A 17,942-nucleotide genomic window follows, 5' to 3' on the forward strand; every position below is an offset into this window, starting at 1 on the left:
GCGTCCGCGGCCCCGGGGCCCCGGCGGGGTCAGCGGGTGGCGGGGAGCCAGCCGTCCTGGACGGCGTGGACTCCGGCCTCGAAGCGGCTGCGGCCGTCCAGGCGTTCCATCAGCTCGGCGGCGATGCGCCGGGCCGTCCGGGGTGAGACGCCCAGCCGCTTGGCGATGGACTCGTCGGTCAGCCCCTCCGCCAGCAGTTGGACGACCTCCTTCTCCTGCCGGGTGCGCCCGGCGGCGTCCCGCACCGGGACGGCCCCCAGGGGGACGGCGGAGGCCCACACCGACTCGAACAGCGCGCACAGCGCGGTGACGGTCCCGGTGCCGTGCAGGACGATCGCGCCGACATGGGCGTCGGCGGTGTTCACGGGGAGGACGGCGAGGCGCCGGTCCATGATGATCATGCGGACCGGGAGCGACGCTGCCGTCCTGACCAGGCCGCCGCGGCGGCTCAGCCAGTCGACGTGCTCCTGGGTCGCCGCGTCGTTGCGCACGCTGTCCAGGTAGATGGTGCGCATGCGCACGCCCCGGTCGAGCATCTCCTCGTTCGGGCCGCGGCTGGCCCGCAGGTCGGCCTCCGGATGGGCGCCGCCGGGGGCGAACGTCAGGACCTCGCTGGTGACTTCGTCGCTGAGCTGCGCCAGCCGGTTGCGGATGGCCTCGATCCCGGACAGGGACTCGCTCTCGCTGGGGGACTGCGGCTGGGACGAGGCGCAGTCGGCGATCAGCTGGGCCGCCGCCGCCTGGGACAGGGCGAGACGTTCCTGCTGGCGGGCCAGAAGGAGGTTCATGGCCGCTTCCGCCCCCAGGGGGGCGAAGCCGCTCGGCGCGTGGTCGGCCGAGCGGATGAGCGCCATGGCGCTGAGCCGGTCCAGGGCCCCGCGGAGGTCCGACTCCTGCATTCCGAGGCTCTGCGCCAGCTCCGCCACGCCGTCCTGGGGGCGGGTCAGCATCCCCCGGTAGACCTGCTCGGCCATGGGATCCAGGCCCAATGTCTGCAGCATCAGTCGCTCGTTCTCCCCGAGTGCGCGGGGGCCTACCTTGCCGCCCGCTGTGTTGTCACGCCTTGCTCGTGGCCGTTTCATGCAAATGCATAAAACGCCCCGGCTATCCCCTGGCGAGGCAATATAGCGCAGGCGCACGATCTGATCCATGTACCTAATCCACCTCAAACTCGGCCTGCCCGCATACCGGTTGGTTCCCCCGGAACTCGGGGACCTCATCCGCGCGGCCGCCCGCCCGGGCGAGGGCCTGGAGCACGTCACCGTGCACCCGGACACCCCCGGCGGCCCCGTACTGGGGATGTTCCTGACCGCCGAACGGCCGGACCAGGCACAGGTGATGGCCGGCCTGCTGTGCCGCCGGGCCCTCGCCACCTCGGCGCAGCTGCGGGACCTCACGCTCCTGCGCTGGAAGGCGGAGCCCGTGCCGTCGTACCGCGACGGCGCCGCGGACCGTGGACAACTTATGCCAGCGGGAAATCCGTCCACGGGAAACCTCTTCCATCCGTTCTGACCGGCGGACAGAGTTGGGGACATCAGCCGGGGGGCGACAAACCCACCGGCACCGAGTCGAAGAAGCGCGGACGGGAAATCGACCGCGTACGTTGCCCCAAGTTTTCAAAGTTTTCGAGAAGAAGAGGTACCACTCGTGACTCGCACCCGTTTCCTCATGGCCGTCGCGACGCTGTCCACGGTGGTGGCGGCGACGCTCACCGCCGGCCACGCCAGCGCCGACACCCTGCCGGCCATCGTCGCGGGTACGACCTTCACGGACTCTTCGGGCCCTTCGACCCGGCTCGAGGACCCCATCGTCAGCGACGACGTGACCTGGGGTCACTGAGCCACCGGGACCGGGACCGGGAACGACCCCGGTCCCGCCCCGCACCGCCCGCCGTCCGAACCGAATCTGTGGAAGGAATCCGGACGTGAACAGTATTGAGGGATGGTCAGCCCCGCGATTTCACGATGATTCCGACCCGCTCACCGAGGACCTTCCCCTGGGTTCCGGTCAATGGCCGGCGGGTCCCGACGAATCCGAATGGGTCCTGGTCTGAACCGGACCGGGCCCGCAACCGACAGGAGACGGACATGTCCGAGAACATCGAGAACGCCGAGCAGAACCCCGTGGACCTGGCCCAGGACCTCGCCATCGAGGAGCTGAACGGCGAGCAGGGCACCACCGCCGTGAGCACCTTCGGCACCTTCGGCTGCTCCAGCACCAACGCTTCCTGACCTTTCGCCAACCCCCGTACCGCACACCAGAAGGAGAGAACGATGACCACTCCCGAGACCGTCTCCAACGGCGCCGAGGACCGCGACTCCGACGTCCAGGTCGAGGACCTGAAGGCCACCAGCCAGGCGGCCACCGCCACCGTCTTCACCATCGGCTGCTCCGGCAGCTTCTCCAACACCGAGGCCTGAGCACCGCGCGTCCGCGCCCCCTCTCTCTCCCTGAAGGAAGGCACCACCATGAGCGACAAGACCGCCGACAAGCTGACCGTGCGGGCCGACGAGGCCGAGGTCGAGGTCGAGGACCTGGAAGCGTCCGCCGCGCTCGGCTGCGCGAGCACCATCGGCACCATCAGCTCGCTGAACAGCTGATGGACGGCCTCCGCAACGCCGACACCGTCGACCGCCCCGAGCCGGGGATCGAGGTCGAGGTCGAGGACCTGGCCGAGTCCTGCGGCGCCGCCTGTGCCGGGACCATCGGCACCCGATTCTGCTTCGAGAGCTGAGCCGTGAACCACTTCGCACCCGACCCCGTCACCCTCCACGCCGAGGGCTCCGAGATCGAGATCGAGATCGAGGAGCTCGACGGGGGCTCCACGGCCGCCGCCGGCTACACGGTCGGCTCCGGTCTGCCCTGCTGGGCCGCCTGAGCAGTCCCCGCCCGGCGCGTCCGGCGGGCCGTCACCGGCCCCGGACCGCCGCGCACCGCACCCACACACGAAGGAGCGCCATGAGCGACCAGACCGACCCCACGCACGTCCGGGCCGAGGAGAACACCGAGGTCGAGGTCGAGGACCTCAAGGGGGCCGAAGCCGCCTACTGCATCGGCACCGCTGGCTGCTTCACCTGCCCCGTCAGCTGAACCACCCACACCCGACGGAGGACCTTCCATGAGCGACACCACCCCCGACCCCACCGCCGTGGAGGCGGAGGAGGTCGACGTCGAAGAGCTCGAACAGGGCGCAGCATTCCCCACCTGGCTTTCGCTGGGCTGTTACTCGTCCTGAACCACCGCGCACCGAGCGACCGCACCCACACACGAAGGAGCACCATGAGCGACAGGACCGACCCCACGGACGTCCGGGCCGAGGAGAACACCGAGGTCGAGGTCGAGGACCTCAAGGGGGCCGAAGCCGCCTACTGCATCGGCACCGCGGGCTGCTTCACCTGCCCCGTCAGCTGAAGCACCCCGCACACCGCACCACGCAGTACCCCCGCACTCCCGCGGGGAAGTCCGCGGACCCGGCACCGCCGTCCGCGTGATCACCGGGCCCCATGCCATCGGGTAGGGCGCCCAACCGCCCGTCGGACGGCGCACGTCGTGCCCGCCGACCGATCGCCCGACACCCCGCAGGGCCGCTGAGCGGCCCCATGATCGGGGGCGGCGACCCGAGGCCCTGGAACGGCCGGGCCGCACTCCTCACCCCGTACGGCCCGGCCGTCCCCCTCCCCTGCCCGGAACCCCCTCCCCGGGAGGTCCCGGAACCCACAGCGCCGCCCCGGCGCGCCTTCCCGTCCCCCTTCCCGAGGAGTCGACACATGTCCCGCACCCTGCGGTTCAAGAGGTCAGCCACTGCCCAAGTCGTTGCCGGAGAAGGGGTGTTCCTGCTCTCCGAACAGCGCCAGTCCGTCCTGCGGGGCGCTCTCGCCGAGCAGCTCGCCCCGCTCCTGGACGGACAGCACACCCGAGAAGCCGTCGTCGGGGCCCTCGCGCCCTCCTTCGGCGAGGACCGGGTCATCCGCAACATCGACAAGCTCGTCGCGTCGGGCCTGGTCGTCGAGGCCGAGGCCGGCTCCGACCCGCGGACCGGCGGGTTCTGGGAACTGGCCGGCGTGGACGCCGACGCGGCCCGCCACCAGGTCGCCGGAGGTCCGGTGGAGATCGTCGCCCTGGGCGGCACGGATCCCGCCTGGTTCGCCACCGCCGCCGAGGCCATGGGCCTCGCGCCCGATTCCGGCGCACCCGAGCTGACCGTCGTCCTCACCGACGACTACCTCCACCCCGACCTCGCCGACGTCAACAAGAAGGCCCTCGCGACCGGACGCCCCTGGCTCCTGGTCCGCCCGGTCGGGACCGAGGTGTGGGTCGGCCCGCTGTTCCAGCCCGGCGACACCGGCTGCTGGGACTGCCTGGCCCACCGGCTGGGCGGCAACCAGCTGATCACCTCCTTCGTCCAGCGGAGCACCGCCGCCGACCGCGCCCCCGTGACCGCCCTCGCCGGCCTCCCGGGCACCGTCGCCGCCGCCGCGCACCTGGCCGCCGTACAGGCCGCGAAGTGGTTCGCGGGCCTGCGCGGCGAGGCCCTGGCCGAGGTGTTCGGCCTGCACACCCTCACCCTGGAGGGCCGCCGGCACAAGCTGTCCCGCCGCCCCCAGTGCCCCTCCTGCGGCGACCCGGGCATCCAGGCCCGCCAGGCGCACGAGCCGGTCGTCCCGCAGAGCCGGCGCAAGGCCGCCGCGGTCTACGACGGCGGGCACCGCACCAAGGACCCGGCCGCTCTGCTGGCCGCGTACGACCACCTGATCAGCCCGGTCACCGGCGTCATCTCGCAGCTCGTCAAGCACGACACCGGCACCGACCTCCTGCACTGCTACCTCGCCGGGACCAACTTCGCGGTCGGCTCCGGCGGCCTGGGCGCCCTGCGGGCCGGGCTGCGCAGCCAGAGCGCCGGCAAGGGCATGAGCGACCTCCAGGCCAGGGCCAGCGCGGTCGCCGAGTCCATCGAGCGGTACTCGGGCGTGTTCCAGGGCGACGAGGCCCGGATCACCGCCTCCTACCGCGAACTGGGCGACCGGGCCGTCCACCCGGACAGCACCCAGCTGTACAGCGAGCGCCAGCAGCGCGAGCGCGCCGAGTGGAACGCCCGCGACTCCCACTTCCACCGCGTCACCGACCCGTTCGACGAGGACGCCCGGATCGAGTGGACCCCCGTCTGGTCCCTGACCGAGCAGCGGCACAAGTACCTGCCGACCGGCCAGCTCTACTACCACTACAAGGGCGGTCCCGGTCCGGCGTACGTCGCCGCGGACTCCAACGGGAACGCCGCCGGGTCCAGCCTGGAGGACGCCGCCGTCCAGGGCTTCATGGAGCTCGTCGAACGCGACAGCGTCGCCCTGTGGTGGTACAACCGCGTCCAGCGCCCCGAGCTGGACCTCGACAGCTTCGGCGAGCCGTACTTCGGCCGCTGGAAGCAGGCCTACCGGGACCTCCACCGGGAGACCTGGGTCCTCGACCTCACCTCCGACCTGGGCATCCCGGTCGCCGCCGCGGTCTCCCGGCGCACCGACAAGCCCGTCGAGGACATCCTCATCGCGTTCGGCGCCCACTTCGACATGAAGATCGCGGTCTCCCGGGCGCTGACGGAGATGAACCAGTTCATCGGCGCCGTCCTGCCGATGCAGAGCGACGGGTCCGGCGAGTACGCCTTCGACGACCCCGACCAGAAGCGCTGGTGGAGCACCGCCACCATCGAGAACCAGCCCTACCTGCTCCCGCTCCCCGGCCGCGTCCACACGTACGCGGACCACCCCTACGAGCAGGGCGACGACCTGCTGGACGACCTGGAGCGGGCCCGCCGCACCGTCGAGGCCCAGGGCCTGGAGATGCTCCTGCTGAACCAGACCCGCCCGGACGTCGGCCTGCCCGTCGTCAAGGTCATCGTGCCCGGTCTGCGGCACTTCTGGCCCCGCTACGCCCCGGGCCGGCTGTTCGACGCCCCCGTCCGCCTCGGCTGGCTCGACGCCCCCACCCCCGAAGAAGACCTCAACCCCATCGGCATGTTCCTGTAGCCCGTCCGGAGGCAGCAATGAAAACGGCCACCCGCCGCACCCTCACCCGCCTCGCGTTCGTGGCCGGGGTCCGCGTCCGCGACCGCGAGGGCCACCTCGACGTCACCCGCGACGGCCGCACCCAGTTCCGCATCCGCGGCGCGTCCCGCGAGGTCGTCACCGCCCTGGAGGGCATGACGGGTTCCCTCGCGGCGCCCGGGCCGGTGCCCTCTCCGCCGGAGGAGCAGCTGGAGGCGGTCCTCAACCGCGTCATCCGGCTGCTGGAGCACCACATCGTGCTCGGCGACACCGTGGCCCTGCGGCTGGAGCCCCTGGTCCCGGGTCTCGGCCACTGCCCGGCCGACGTCGGCGCCGACACCCCCGTGCGCCTCAACCGGTTCGCCTTCCTGCGCGTCCACGAGGGCGACCTCGTCCTGGAGTCGCCGCTCTCCCCGCGCCGCGCCCGCCTCCAGGCGGATCCGGTGCGGGAGCTGGCCGCGGCCCTCGGCGCGGGCACCACGGCGCGCGAGCAGGCCCGAGCCCTGGACCTGCCCGTCACGGTCGTCCAGGAGCTGCTGGGCCACCTGGCCGGGGCCTCGCTGGTGGACACCGCCGACGCGGACGGCTCCTTCGCCGCCGACCGGGACGACGTGCTGCGCCAGTGGGACTTCCACGACCTGCTGTTCCACAGCCGCAGCCGCATGGGCCGCCACGACTACCCCTTCGGCGGGGTCTTCCCGTACACGGGGACCATCGAGCCCCGCCCCGCGGTCCGGCCCCTGCCCGCCGGCCCGCTGGTCGCCCTGCCCCGCCCCCGGCTGGAGGACATCGCGGCGAACGACCCCTCGTTGACCGCCGTCCTGGAGGGCCGCCGGTCGGTCCGCACGCACGCGCAGACCCCGCTGGACCTCGACCGGCTGGGCGAGTTCCTCTACCGCTGCGCCCGCGTCCGCGCGGTCACGGCGGCCCGCCCCGAGGAGGGGATGCCCTATCCCGCGTCCTCGCGGCCCTACCCGACCGGCGGGGCCTCGTACGACCTGGAGCTGTACCTGTCGGTGCACCGCGTCGCGGGCCTGGAGCCGGGCATGTACTTCTACGACGCCGGCGGGCACCGGCTGGTCCTGGTCAACGCCGACGAGGACGACCGCAACGCCATGATCGGCATCGCCCGGGTCTCGGCGGGCGGCATCGACGCCCCGGACGTGCTGATCACCGTCACCTCCCGGTTCCAGCGCCTGTCGTGGAAGTACCGCAGCCTCGCCTACGCCGCCACCCTCAAGAACGTCGGCGTGCTCTACCAGACCATGTACCTGGTCGCCACGGGCATGGGGCTGGCGCCGTGCGCCCTGGGCGGCGGCGACTCGGACCTCGCGGCCAGGACCCTGGGCCTGGACTACCTCCAGGAGTCCTCCGTCGGCGAGTTCCTCCTCGGCTCGCGTCCCGCTCCCGCGGAGCTCCCGCCGGCCGGGCACCTGTCCTGGACGCCCGTGAACGACGCCGACTGGCACCTGCGCTGCGAGCGCGAGCTCCACCCCGCCGCCGCCCCGGCCCGCCCCGGAAACCCGTCGTGACCACGGCCGCCGCCCCGGCCCCGCCCGTCGCGCCCGCCCCGGTACCGGCCCCGGCCCGCGCCGCCGCCCCCGCGGCGGCGCGCCGCCCGGCGACCGTGTTCCCGCTGCTGTCCACCCGGGTGACGGCCCTCGGCCCCGCCGACCTGGAGCCCCTGGCCGGGCCCGCCCTGGCCGGGGCCCTGGCCTCCCTGCGGGCGGGCAGGGAGGAGGCCGCCGAGGCCGGGCGGGCCCTGTCCGACGTGCTGTACGCCCTCGTCCCCACCCTCGACGACGCCCCGGCCGTCCGCCGCGCCGCCCTGCGGCTGCGCCGCGACACCAGGGGAGCCCGCGGCGGCCGGCACACCGCCGACGCCGCGGCCGCCGTCCGCCCCGCCCTGGACGAGGCCGGGCGGGCCGCCCTCACCGCCTGGACCGGTGCGGCCGAGCGGTTCGCCGCGGCCGCCGACCGCGCCGAGCGCCTCGTGCAGGAGGAGGCCCGTACCGCCGGCGCGTGGATGCTCACCCTGCTGCGGCGCCCCGACCTCGCGGCCGGACTGGCCCTGGCCAGCCCGGCGTTCACCCGGGAGCTGCTGCGCGCCGACCCGGCCCGGCCGCCCGCACCGGGGAGCCGCCTGGCCCGCACGGCGCTGTCGTACCTGGCCCGTACCGCCGTCAAGACCAGCCCGTTCGGCAGCCTGGTCACCCTCGGCACGGCCTCCCTCGGACCGGTCCCGGCGGGGGTCGCGGCGGCCGCCGCGGCCGCCGCGACCCCAGCGGCCGACACCGTCTCGCCCCGGCACCTGGCCGTCGAACTGCTGCGGGCCTTCGCCGCCGACCCCGACCTGTCGGAGACGGTGGACCTGCGGGTCAACCCGAGCCTGCACCGGCTCGCGGACACCTGGCAGGTCCTGCTGCCGCAGTACCTCAACCAGTCCCTCCCCCACCACGCGGACCTCCTCGCCACCGCCGACCTGTACGCCCCGTTCCTCGCCCCGGCGACCGGCCGGCACGCCCCGCCGGCCGCCCGGAGCGGCTCCGCCGCCCCCGCCGAACGCGCCCGGACCCGGCGCTGGGCCGCGATGGGCCTGCTGCTCCCCGACGTCCCCTGGCAGCCCCACGACCGCACCTGCCTGGCGGCCCTCGCCGAGCGCACCGGGACCCCGCCCGGCCCGCAGGGCCCCCGTATCGCGGAGGCGCTCGCCGTCCTCGCCGACACCGAGCGCGCCCTGCCCGCCGCCGACGCCGCGACCCGGCTGCGCCTGGACGGCCGGGCCCGCGCCGCGGCCGCCGGCGTCTTCACCGCCCTCGGGGCCCCGCAGCCCCACTGGCTCGCCTCGGCGCCGCTCTTCCACCAGAACGTGCCCGCGACCGACACCCCCGTACCGGCGCTGCCCGCCGAGGAGATCGGCCACGACCTGCGCGCCCTGGGCCGCCGCGTCCGGGCGCGGACCTTCCGCAGCGCCCTCTACGACGTGCTGACCGCCCATTTCACGGCCCGCTACGGCACCGGCGGCACCTGCCGCGACCTCTACGACTTCCTGTACGGCTTCTGCCGGCGCGAGGACCACCACCGCCTGGTCCGCAGGGCCGCGGAAGCCGACCGCGCGGGCACCGGCACCCCGTGCGTGCCCGCTCCGCACGGCACCGTCGGCGCCGCCGCCGTGACGGTCTTCCACCAGCTGGCCGCCGCGGACGCCGCCGCACTGGCCCGGGGCGAGTACCTCATGGCCGTCAACCGGGTCAGTCCCGGACCGGGCGGGCTCCTCGCCCGCTGGGGGGCGGTGCCCGGCACCGGCGGCGCGGCGATCCGCGAGCCCCTGCGCCGCTGGATCGGCGACCTGTACCCCGGGTGCGCGGTCCGGCAGCTGTCCGCAGGGGGCGACTACTCCACCCTCCAGGCCCCCGCCGGCCCCCTCTTCCCGTACCTGCGCTGGCCGTCCGACCTGCGCGGGCCGGACGCGGCGGCGCCCGGCGGGCCCCACCCCGGGCTCGACCTCGCCGACCTGGTCCTGTCCCACGACCCCGCCTCCGACACCCTCCAGCTGTACGACCGGGACGGCGCGAACGTCGCGCTGCCCTACCTCGGCGTGATGCCGCTCCAGATGCTGCACGGCCCGGTACGCGTCCTGGCGACCCTGTCCCAGCCCTGGAGCACCCGCTACCTCACCGACGGCGAGCGCCTGCCCCACGACCCGACCCGGCCGCCGCCGGACGGCGTCACCGCGACCCCCCGCACCCGTGAGGGCCGCCTGGTGACCGCCCGCGCCTCCTGGCGGCTGCCGGCCTCCGCCCTGCCGCGGCCCGGCAGCGGCGAGGGCACCGCCGCCTTCCTCGACCGGCTCGACGGCTGGCGGCGGGAGCACGGCATGCCCCGGCAGTGCTTCGTCCGCGCCGAGGCCGCCCCCGGGGTCCTCCCGGAGAAGCCGTTCTGGACCCACCTCGGCTCCCCGCACGCCGTCGCGTCCCTGCTCAAGAGCGTGGGCGCCGACGGCGGGGCGCTGGAGTTCACCGAACTGCTGCCCGGCCCCGGTGCGCACTGGCTCGCCGACGCCGACGGCCGCCCCCGGGCCGTCGAACTCGCCGCCCTGCTGCGCCTGGACCACCCCGACCCCCAGGAGACCCCGAGGTGACCCCGCCGCCCCCCGCCCCCGCCCGCCCGGGCCCCGAGGCCGTGGAGCACGACTGGCTCTACTACCGGATCTTCGTCCGGGACCGGCGCGACCTCACCCCGCTCGTCCACCACACCGTGCGCCGCATCGTCGCGGCCGCGCACGTGATCGACCCGCGGGGAGGCTGGTTCTTCCTCCGGTTCGTCGACGAGTGCGGCATGCAGGTCCGGCTGCGCGTGCACGGCCGGCTGGACGCGGTCGCCGCCGTCGAGGCCGCGGCCGACCGGATCCTCGCCGACACCGCGGCGATGCCGCCGGAGCTGGCCCGCGCCTACCGGGGGCACGCCAAGAGCCTGTACGAGCCCGAGTACGCCAAGTTCGGCGGCGCCGCCGGGGTCCGCCTCGCCGAACGGGCCTCCCAGGCCGCGAGCGAGGCGGCCCTGGAGCTCATCGGCCCCGACTTCCCCCGGCTGCGGCTGGGCCATGCGCTGGCCGCCACGCTCTCGGCCCTGGAGCTGCTGCCCGCCGGCCAACGCCTGTCCTTCGTCTACCACATGACCTGGTACTGGACCGGGCAGAACGGCGACCGCTCCGGGCCCCTGCGCGCCCGGGTGGACGCCGCCGCCCGGCGCCTCGCGCCGGACCTGCGCCGGCTGCTCGCCCAGGTCCGCGGCGGCCCGTACCGGGGCGTCCACGACGCGTACGGGCTGGGCCTGCGGGACCTGCTCGCACGGCACCGGGCCGCGGGGATCCCCCGGACCGGCCCCCACCTCCTGTTCCACCTCATCCACCTCACCAACAACCGGCTCGGCGTGACACCCGCGGAGGAGGCCGTCCTCGCCCGCTGGATCCGCGCCGAGTACGGAGCCGGCGCGTCGCACGACGCCCTCTGACCCGACGGAAGGACGCCGCACCCATGGAGACGTTCAGCGTGAAGGAGCACCGGCTCGACAACGGGCTGCGCATCGTCCTGGCCCCCGACCACCTGAATCCGGTGGCGGCCGTCTGCGTCTGGTACGGGGTCGGCTCCCGGCACGAGGAGCCCGGCCGCACCGGCATGGCCCACCTCTTCGAACACCTGATGTTCCAGGGGTCCCGCAACGTCCCCGGCAACGGCCACTTCGCCCTGCTCCACGAGGCGGGCAGCCGGCCCAACGGCACCACGAACTTCGAGCGGACCAACTTCACCGAGACCGTCCCCTCCCACCACCTCGAACTGGCCCTGTGGCTGGAGGCGGACCGGATGGGCGGGCTGCTCGACGCCCTCACCCAGGAGTCCCTGGACAACCAGCGCGACGTGGTGAAGAACGAACGCCGCCAGCGGTACGACAACCTGCCCTACGGCACCGCCTGGGAGCGCCTGGTCGCCATGGCCTATCCGCCCGGCCACCCCTACCACCACCTGCCGATCGGCTCCATGGCCGACCTCGACGCCGCCTCGCTCCAGGACGTCCGGGCCTTCTTCGTCCGGCACTACACGCCGGACAACGCCGTCCTGGCCGTCGTGGGCGACTTCGACCCCGGGCAGGCCCTGGGCTGGATCCGGCGCTACTTCGGCGGGATCGCCGGCCCCTCGTACACCGCGGCGCCGCCCGCGGCCGCGCTCCCCGAGCCGATGGGCACCGGGAGCCGCACCGTGGTCCGCGCCGACGTGCCGTCCGGGGCGGTGCTGCACGCGTACCGCATGCCGCGGGACGGCACCCGCGAGGCGGAGGCGGCGGCCGTCGCCCTCGCGGTCCTCGGCTCGGGCCGCAACAGCCGCCTCAAGCTGCGGCTGGTCCGCCGGGACCGCAGCGCCTCCAGCCTCTCCAGCGGCCTGATCCGGCTCACCGGGGCGCCGTCCCTGGGCTGGCTCGACATCAAGGCGTCGGCCTCCACCACCACGGCCGACCTGGAGGCGAGCCTCGACGAGGAGCTCGGCCGCTTCGCCGTCACCGGGCCCACCGAGGAGGAACTCGTGCGGGCCCGGGCCCACTTGGAACGCCAGCTGCTGACGCGGCTGGAGAGCGTGGGCGGCCGGGCCGACGAACTCTGCCGCCAGGCCACCTTCTTCGGGCGCGTCGAGCGCGGCCGGATCGCCTCGGCGGCCCTCGCGCAGCTCGAAGCCGTCACCGCCGACGAGGTGCACGCCTTCGCGGCCACCCGGCTGCACCCGTCCAACCGGGCGGTCCTGGTCTTCGAGCCGGGCTTCGCCGCCACCGTCCCCGGAGAGGATGCCTCCCGATGACCATCGCCCCCCTCGCGCCCGCCCCGGCCGCCGTGCCCGCCGCCGTGCCCGCCGCCGTGCCCGCGGCGCCCCCGGTCAGCGTGCTCGTCGCGGACCGCCCCGCCGCGGCCCCCGCCCGCCCGTGGAGTTTCCCCGCCCCCGCGGAGATCCGGCTGGCCAACGGCCTGCGCGTCGGGCACATCGCCCGGCCCGGCCACCGGCTCGCCGCCGTCGGGCTGTTCCTCGACACCCCGCTGGACGCCGAGCCGCAGGGCCTGGACGGCATCGCCGAACTCACCTCCCGCGCCTTGCAGGAGGGCTCGGCCGCCCTGCACGGGGCCCCGTTCGCCGAGGAGATCGAGCGCTGCGGGGCGAGCTTCGACAGCATCGCCGGGCCGCACGGCATCGCCATCGCCCTCCAGGTCCCCCAGTCCCGGCTCGAGACGGTGCTGGCCCTGCTCGCCGACACCCTGTGCGACCCCGCCTTCCCGGACCGCGAGGTCGCCCGGCTGCGCGCCCAGCGGCTCGACGAGATCGGCCACGAGAGCGCCGCCCCGCACGTGCGGGGGTTCCTGGGCATGCAGTCCGCGCTGTTCGGCACCGGACAGCGGGCGGGCCGGGCCGGCGCGGGCACCCGTGAGAGCGTCGCCCGGATCGACCACACCGCCGTCCGCGCCTTCTTCGACGCCCACGCCCGTCCCGCCACCGCCTCGGCCGCCGTCGCCGCCGACCTCCCGGAGGCGGAGCTGACCCGCGTCCTGGAGCGCACCCTGGGCCGTTGGAGCGCACCCGCCGCGGCCCTCACCCCCGTGCCCGCCGTCACCGCCGACGACCGCACGCGCGTGGTCCTCGTCGACCGGCCGGGGGCGGTGCAGACCACCCTGATGATCGGCCGGCACGGGCTCGACCGGCACGCCCCGGCCTGGGCCGCGCAGTCCATCGGGATCCAGTGCCTGGGCGGCGGCCTGACCTCGCGGCTGGACCAGGTCCTGCGCGAACGCCGCGGCTACACGTACGGCGTCTCCGCGATCGCCCAGCCCCTGCGCTCCGGCGCCCTGCTGTCCATCGGCGGGGCCGTCGCCACGGCGGTCACCGGCCCGGCGGTGGCCGAGGTCTTCGGGGTGCTGCGCTCCCTGGAGGGCGGCCTCACGCGCGCGGAGCAGAACGCCGCCGCCCGCAACCTGGTGGGCGTGGCCCCCCTCCAGTACCAGAGCGCCGCATCGACGGTGAAGGCCGTGGTCCGCGCCGCCGCGGAGCGCCTGCCCGCCGACTACCTGGGCACCATCCACGACCGCCTGGCCGCGGTCACCGCCGAGGAGGCCACCCGGGCCCTCCTCGACGCCTTCCCGGTGGACCGGCTGGTCGTGGTGGCGGTGGGGGACGCCGCCGCCGTCCGCCCGTCCCTGGAGTCGCTGGCCCTGGGCCCGGTCACCCTCGCCCCCTGAACCGGGCGGGCGTCAGGCGGCGGAGCGCTCCAGGGCGTCGGCCCCGTCCGGTTGGTCGATCCGGGGCCGTGGCCCGTGGCCGCGGTGATCCCCTGGTGGGCCGGCGCGGACCCGACTCGGCCTCCGCCGTGCTGCGCCACCACCTGGACCGGATCTTCACGGTCCCGGCCGACCCGGCCTAACGGGAGGCCTTCGGGGCTCCGCCACGGGGCCGGCGGAGGGTGTGGACCACGGTGGAGATGCCGATCGCCAGGGCCAGGATGCGGGGCATCGGCTGCACGTCGTGGGGCAGCGCGCCGATCGCGACGACCACCCCCAGGGTGAGGGCGACGACCAGGGCGACGGTGATCAAGGGACGGGACTGCATGACGGTTCTCCTTCGGAGCGGGGCGTACGGCGGGATGTACGGGCGGGGCGCCCCGTGCGCCGGGGGAGGGCGCACGGGGCGGGGTCGGGTCAGGCGCGGGTGAGGAGGCCCTCGTGCCACAGCCGGCGGACGACGTCCTGCGAAACGGGCAGGTCGGCCAGGGTGAAGCGGGGGCGGTCCAGCAGGTCTGCCAGGACCGGGGCGGCCGCCCCGGGGAAGGTCAGGACCCGGTCCGCCAGGTGCAGGAGCAGGTGCCCGCCGTCCACGACGGCGCTCAGCACCGTCTCGCGGTGGACCTCGAACACGGTGTCCGGGGTGATCGCCTCGTCGGCCAGCACCGCCGAGACCTGGCGCAGCGGGGCCGGGAACTCCCGGACGGCGGCCTTGGCCAGGATCGCCGCCAGCTCCTCGTCGGAGGTCTGCGCGAACCAGTCGGCCAGGCCCCGGCGCAGGCCGGCCACCGCCTCGGCGGCCGTGGCCGGGTCGCGCACGAAGTCCGCGGGGAACGTCGTACGGCCGGGCACCTCGACGACGCGCGAGAGGAGCTCGCCCACCGCCCAGTGCTCGGTCCACGCCGTGAGGCTCAGCGTGAGGTGCAGGGAGGAGACTCCCTCGCTGCGCGCCGAGTGCACCCAGCCGCGCGGCAGCCACAGCACGTCACCGGGTTCGAGGGTGAGGACCTTCCACGGCTCGATCCCCTCCAGCCGCTCCGTCGTCCACTCGGGGCGCTCGCGCAGGCGGTCCCAGGACTCGTGGGCGAGCGGGGCGGGCAGGACCGGCTCGCGCAGGGTCCACACCTTGGTGCCCTCGACCTGCACGATGAAGGAGTCGCGCGGGTCGAAGTGGGCCGCGAAGCCCTGGGACTTGGGCGGGGTGATGTACGCGTTGACGTGGACGGGCCGCGAGGTGTCGTGGGCCAGGGCGCGGGTGAAGCGGGCGAGGGGCTCGCTGTACTCCTGGAGGCCCTGCATCACCAGCGAGGCGCCCTCGGCGAGTTCACCCGCCGTCCTGCGCACGTCGGGTGCGTCCGCGTACATCAGCGTGGGGCGGGTGTAGCGCTGGTCGGCGATCTGGGCGCCTCCGCTGATCACCCGGAAGTCGGGCAGGCGGCGGCCGGACGACGCGAGGGAGGCGTCGAGGGCCGCCCAGCCGAACAGGTCCGAGAAGTCCCCGGGGGCGCGGAACACCACGGGTTCGGCCGGGGTTTCGGCCCGGAAGGCCTCCGGATCGGCGGTCAGCCGGCCGAGCGCCGCGAAGGCCGGCCGGGACAGGGCGGAGGCGGAGGGGGTGCTGGTCGTCGTCATGCCGTCCTCGCTGCGGTCGTGAGGGGGGTGGTGGCCGAGGTCGCGGCTCCGGCCTGGCGGGCCAGGAGGAGGTAGCTGCGCAGCTCGTCGAGCGTGCCCAGGCCGAGCCGGTTGTGGAGCATGTGGACGTGCGAGAAGACGATCCGGGCCGTGTACGTGCCCGCCGCGCCGAGCTGCCCCGCGACGGCCTCCGACAGGGCCGCGCGCCAGGAGCGCAGCGGGCCCGGGGAGGTGGTGGCGCGCGCCATCAGGTCGTGGCCGTCGGCGGTGAGCCGGTCGGCCGCGATGACGCACTCCGCCTCCAGCGCGGTCAGCACCTCCTGCGGGTAGCCGGCGCGCAGCGCCCAGTCGCTCCAGGAGCCGGCGCCGAAGGCGGCGAAGAGGCCCGCGTCGAGCACGGAGGCGGCGGCCGCGGTGGCCCGCAGGGCGAGCGCCGTGCGCGCCCGGTCGGAGGGCCGGGTGCGCAGGAACGCCAGGCACAGCTCGCTGGAGGTGCCGAAGAGGTCCTCGGAGACGGCGATCAGGCCGGCGCCGCCGTAGCGGTCGTACTCCGGGACGTACACGCTCCCGTACACCCCCGGCGCCAGCAGCTCCCGCTCCTCGACCGGGACCCCGCCCTCCCCCGCGGCGGCCAGCCGCCGGGACTGCACGGCGAACCGGGCCGGGTCCAGGGGCTTCTCACCGGGCAGCAGGACGTTCGCGGCCGCGAGCCGCTCCTCCAGTACGCGGCCCAGCGCTGCGGCCGCCGGGTCCCGCAGGTCACGGGCGCGCAGGCGGACGTGCGGGCCGCCCTGCCAGTAGCGCATGAAGAACCAGCTGCCGGACGGCAGTTCGGCCATGGCGGGGCCGACCACGTCGGTGACGACGCGGTCGCCCAGGGACCGGTCGGAGGCCGCCAGGTGCAGGTGCCAGGAGGTCCAGGCCCTCTCCGGGGCGTCCGCCGCGGCCGGTGTCGTCGTCGTGTTCGCGTTTTCCTTCATGTCACAACCTCAGGTCCAGGGGGAGTCCGTTGAAGCGCGGGGTGCCGCTGATGACGGACAGCAGGACGGTCTCGTCGGGCGCGAGCCCCAGCGGCCGCTGGACGGCGAGCCCGTCGAAGGCGCGCGCCGGGCGTGCGTAGAGCCCGTGGGCGGCGGCGTTCAGGCACAGGCCCTGGGTGATCCAGCCCGCCACGTACTGGGCCAGGGTCCAGGCGCCCGGGCCGAGTTCGGCGACGAGCTCGTGCTGGCGGACCGAGCAGAACCAGACCGCGGAGGCGTGGCGGACGTCGCAGCCGTTGCCGGGGGCCAGGTTGTAGCCGTAGTCGCGCTCCAGCGCGGCCAGGACGCCGGGGCCGGGCCGGTGCGGCAGCAGCCGGCCGCCCGTGAGGCGGTGGACCCCGTCCTCGAAGCCGTCGGTGGCCTGGACGGCCACGGTGACCTCGACGTGCTCCGCGACCCGGCGCAGGAGCCCGCCCGGCGGCGGGACGGCGGCCCAGGCGGCGGCGCCGGCCAGGGATCCCTCCGGGACCCGGCGCAGACGGCCCGCCATGCCGGTGAGGCCGCGGGGCATCCGGCCGGAGCCGCGCTCCCAGAGGACCTCGGCCCAGGACAGGTCCCGGGCGGCGGCGCCGGAGGCGATGGCGGGGCCGAGGGGTACCGCGGCGGTGTCGCCGAGGGACGCCTGGGCCCGGTTGACGGCCAGCACCTCGTCGAGGGAGGGGTCGGCGGGCGCCGTCGCGCGGAGCCGCTCCCCGCCCGGCCCGCCTCCCGCCGTCGCGCCGGACCCTCCCGCGCCTGCCGGCGGCGCCACGGCCGGGGCCGGATCTCCGCCGGCCAGGTCGACGGTGAGGGGCCAGGACCACTCCCGGTCCGTGAGGCCCAGGCCGGCCAGGGCCTCGCCTGAGGCCGGGAGGCCGAGCCGGCCCTCCAGGCCGAACAGCTCCAGGCCCACCGCCAGCGAGCGGAGCGAGATGCCCATCTCCAGCTCGGTGAGCGTGCCGCGCAGCGGTCCGTAGAAGGCCGGGAGCCGGGTGTACCGGCCGGCCAGCAGGATCCGCCGGGCCCCGTCGCGGGCGGCGCCGGGGAGCTCCGCCAGCGCGTGCCGGTGCACGTCGAGGACCCGGGCGGGGCCCTCGCCGGTGAGGAAGGCGTGCACCGGGAAGAGGCTGCGTACGGACGGCAGCGCGCGGTGCTCGAAGTACGGGTTGGTCAGCTCGGCCCGCTGGAGGCCGAACGCCGCGAGCAGCGCCCGCTCCGGCAGCCGGTCCGCCCCGGCCACCCGGCCCGCGGGGAACGCGGCGCGCTCCAGCAGCTCGGTGGTCCCGTGGGGCAGCGGGGCGCAGTCCGCCCCGGCCGCCCCGTCGGGGAGCGGCCCGGAGGCCTCGGCGACCTGGGCCGGGGTGGGGAACTGCGAGCGGCCGGTGCCCTGCGCGTGGGCGTAGCGCAGCACGCGGCGGGACAGGGTGTCCGTCGTCATCGGGTGCC

20 protein-coding genes are annotated in these 17,942 nt (G+C 75.4%); 15 read left to right on the forward strand and 5 right to left on the reverse strand.

Going from position 1 to position 17,942, the window contains the following annotated elements; all coding sequences use genetic code 11:
- Nucleotides 1-29 precede the first annotated feature (29 nt).
- The gene (locus tag AB0469_RS04835) at nucleotides 30-1,001 is read right to left on the reverse strand and encodes a helix-turn-helix transcriptional regulator (RefSeq protein ID WP_366449879.1); all 972 of its coding nucleotides are present in this window, start codon (nucleotides 999-1,001) and stop codon (nucleotides 30-32) included.
- Nucleotides 1,002-1,149: 148 nt separating this feature from the next.
- Here AB0469_RS04835 and AB0469_RS04840 point away from each other — a divergent pair, with 148 nt between their 5' ends.
- The 15 genes from AB0469_RS04840 to AB0469_RS04910 all read left to right on the forward strand — a co-directional run bounded on the left by AB0469_RS04840 (nucleotide 1,150) and on the right by AB0469_RS04910 (nucleotide 13,806).
- Nucleotides 1,150-1,512: a hypothetical protein gene (locus AB0469_RS04840; protein WP_366449880.1), complete on the forward strand. Its 363-nt coding sequence runs from the start codon at nucleotides 1,150-1,152 to the stop codon at nucleotides 1,510-1,512.
- 135 nt (nucleotides 1,513-1,647) lie between these two features.
- Nucleotides 1,648-1,839, forward strand: a complete 192-nt coding sequence (locus AB0469_RS04845) for a hypothetical protein (protein WP_366449881.1) — start codon at nucleotides 1,648-1,650, stop codon at nucleotides 1,837-1,839.
- 248 nt (nucleotides 1,840-2,087) lie between these two features.
- Entirely contained in the window at nucleotides 2,088-2,231 is a 144-nt protein-coding gene (locus AB0469_RS04850; RefSeq protein WP_366449882.1) for a hypothetical protein, read from the forward strand.
- Nucleotides 2,232-2,273: 42 nt separating this feature from the next.
- A complete protein-coding gene (locus tag AB0469_RS04855; protein WP_366449883.1) occupies nucleotides 2,274-2,420 on the forward strand; it encodes a hypothetical protein in 147 nt (48 codons plus the stop codon).
- A 48-nt stretch (nucleotides 2,421-2,468) separates the two neighbouring features.
- Nucleotides 2,469-2,600 carry a thiocillin family RiPP gene (locus AB0469_RS04860; protein WP_366449884.1) on the forward strand — a complete coding sequence of 44 codons (132 nt, stop codon included), beginning with the start codon at nucleotides 2,469-2,471 and terminating at the stop codon, nucleotides 2,598-2,600.
- Complete coding sequence (locus tag AB0469_RS04865) at nucleotides 2,600-2,734, forward strand: hypothetical protein (RefSeq protein ID WP_366449885.1); 135 nt, start codon at nucleotides 2,600-2,602, stop codon at nucleotides 2,732-2,734. The genes AB0469_RS04860 and AB0469_RS04865 overlap by 1 nt, the downstream gene beginning before the upstream one ends.
- A 3-nt stretch (nucleotides 2,735-2,737) precedes the next feature.
- The gene (locus AB0469_RS04870) at nucleotides 2,738-2,878 is read left to right on the forward strand and encodes a hypothetical protein (protein WP_366449886.1); all 141 of its coding nucleotides are present in this window, start codon (nucleotides 2,738-2,740) and stop codon (nucleotides 2,876-2,878) included.
- 80 nt (nucleotides 2,879-2,958) lie between these two features.
- On the forward strand, nucleotides 2,959-3,090 hold the full coding sequence (locus AB0469_RS04875; RefSeq protein WP_366449887.1) for a hypothetical protein: 132 nt from the start codon (nucleotides 2,959-2,961) through the stop codon (nucleotides 3,088-3,090).
- 189 nt (nucleotides 3,091-3,279) lie between these two features.
- Nucleotides 3,280-3,411, forward strand: a complete 132-nt coding sequence (locus AB0469_RS04880) for a hypothetical protein (RefSeq protein WP_366449888.1) — start codon at nucleotides 3,280-3,282, stop codon at nucleotides 3,409-3,411.
- A 356-nt stretch (nucleotides 3,412-3,767) separates the two neighbouring features.
- On the forward strand, nucleotides 3,768-6,017 hold the full coding sequence (locus AB0469_RS04885; RefSeq protein WP_366449889.1) for a TOMM precursor leader peptide-binding protein: 2,250 nt from the start codon (nucleotides 3,768-3,770) through the stop codon (nucleotides 6,015-6,017).
- 17 nt (nucleotides 6,018-6,034) lie between these two features.
- Nucleotides 6,035-7,567, forward strand: coding sequence for a SagB family peptide dehydrogenase (locus tag AB0469_RS04890; protein WP_366449890.1), 1,533 nt, complete (start codon nucleotides 6,035-6,037; stop codon nucleotides 7,565-7,567).
- Complete coding sequence (locus AB0469_RS04895) at nucleotides 7,564-10,176, forward strand: lantibiotic dehydratase (RefSeq protein WP_366449891.1); 2,613 nt, start codon at nucleotides 7,564-7,566, stop codon at nucleotides 10,174-10,176. Before AB0469_RS04890 ends, AB0469_RS04895 begins: the two co-directional genes overlap by 4 nt.
- Entirely contained in the window at nucleotides 10,173-11,048 is an 876-nt protein-coding gene (locus tag AB0469_RS04900) for a thiopeptide-type bacteriocin biosynthesis protein (RefSeq protein ID WP_366449892.1), read from the forward strand. Before AB0469_RS04895 ends, AB0469_RS04900 begins: the two co-directional genes overlap by 4 nt.
- Before the next feature lie 23 nt (nucleotides 11,049-11,071).
- Nucleotides 11,072-12,382, forward strand: coding sequence for a pitrilysin family protein (locus tag AB0469_RS04905; RefSeq protein WP_366449893.1), 1,311 nt, complete (start codon nucleotides 11,072-11,074; stop codon nucleotides 12,380-12,382).
- Nucleotides 12,379-13,806 (forward strand): pitrilysin family protein, encoded by a 1,428-nt coding sequence (locus AB0469_RS04910; protein ID WP_366449894.1) that lies wholly within the window; start codon nucleotides 12,379-12,381, stop codon nucleotides 13,804-13,806. The genes AB0469_RS04905 and AB0469_RS04910 overlap by 4 nt, the downstream gene beginning before the upstream one ends.
- Nucleotides 13,807-13,984: 178 nt before the next feature.
- On the opposite strand, the gene AB0469_RS04915 is transcribed toward AB0469_RS04910, so the two are convergent.
- The 4 genes from AB0469_RS04915 to AB0469_RS04930 all read right to left on the reverse strand — a co-directional run bounded on the left by AB0469_RS04915 (nucleotide 13,985) and on the right by AB0469_RS04930 (nucleotide 17,934).
- Nucleotides 13,985-14,173: a hypothetical protein gene (locus tag AB0469_RS04915; RefSeq protein ID WP_366449895.1), complete on the reverse strand. Its 189-nt coding sequence runs from the start codon at nucleotides 14,171-14,173 to the stop codon at nucleotides 13,985-13,987.
- Nucleotides 14,174-14,262: 89 nt separating this feature from the next.
- On the reverse strand, nucleotides 14,263-15,477 hold the full coding sequence (locus AB0469_RS04920; protein ID WP_366449896.1) for a cupin domain-containing protein: 1,215 nt from the start codon (nucleotides 15,475-15,477) through the stop codon (nucleotides 14,263-14,265).
- The gene (locus tag AB0469_RS04925) at nucleotides 15,474-16,457 is read right to left on the reverse strand and encodes a thiopeptide-type bacteriocin biosynthesis protein (protein ID WP_366449897.1); all 984 of its coding nucleotides are present in this window, start codon (nucleotides 16,455-16,457) and stop codon (nucleotides 15,474-15,476) included. Before AB0469_RS04925 ends, AB0469_RS04920 begins: the two co-directional genes overlap by 4 nt.
- A 1-nt stretch (nucleotide 16,458) precedes the next feature.
- Nucleotides 16,459-17,934: a hypothetical protein gene (locus AB0469_RS04930; RefSeq protein ID WP_366449898.1), complete on the reverse strand. Its 1,476-nt coding sequence runs from the start codon at nucleotides 17,932-17,934 to the stop codon at nucleotides 16,459-16,461.
- Nucleotides 17,935-17,942: the final 8 nt, after the last annotated feature.

It is taken from the genome of Streptomyces sp. NPDC093801, from assembly GCF_040701585.1.
Lineage (GTDB): Bacteria > Actinomycetota > Actinomycetes > Streptomycetales > Streptomycetaceae > Streptomyces.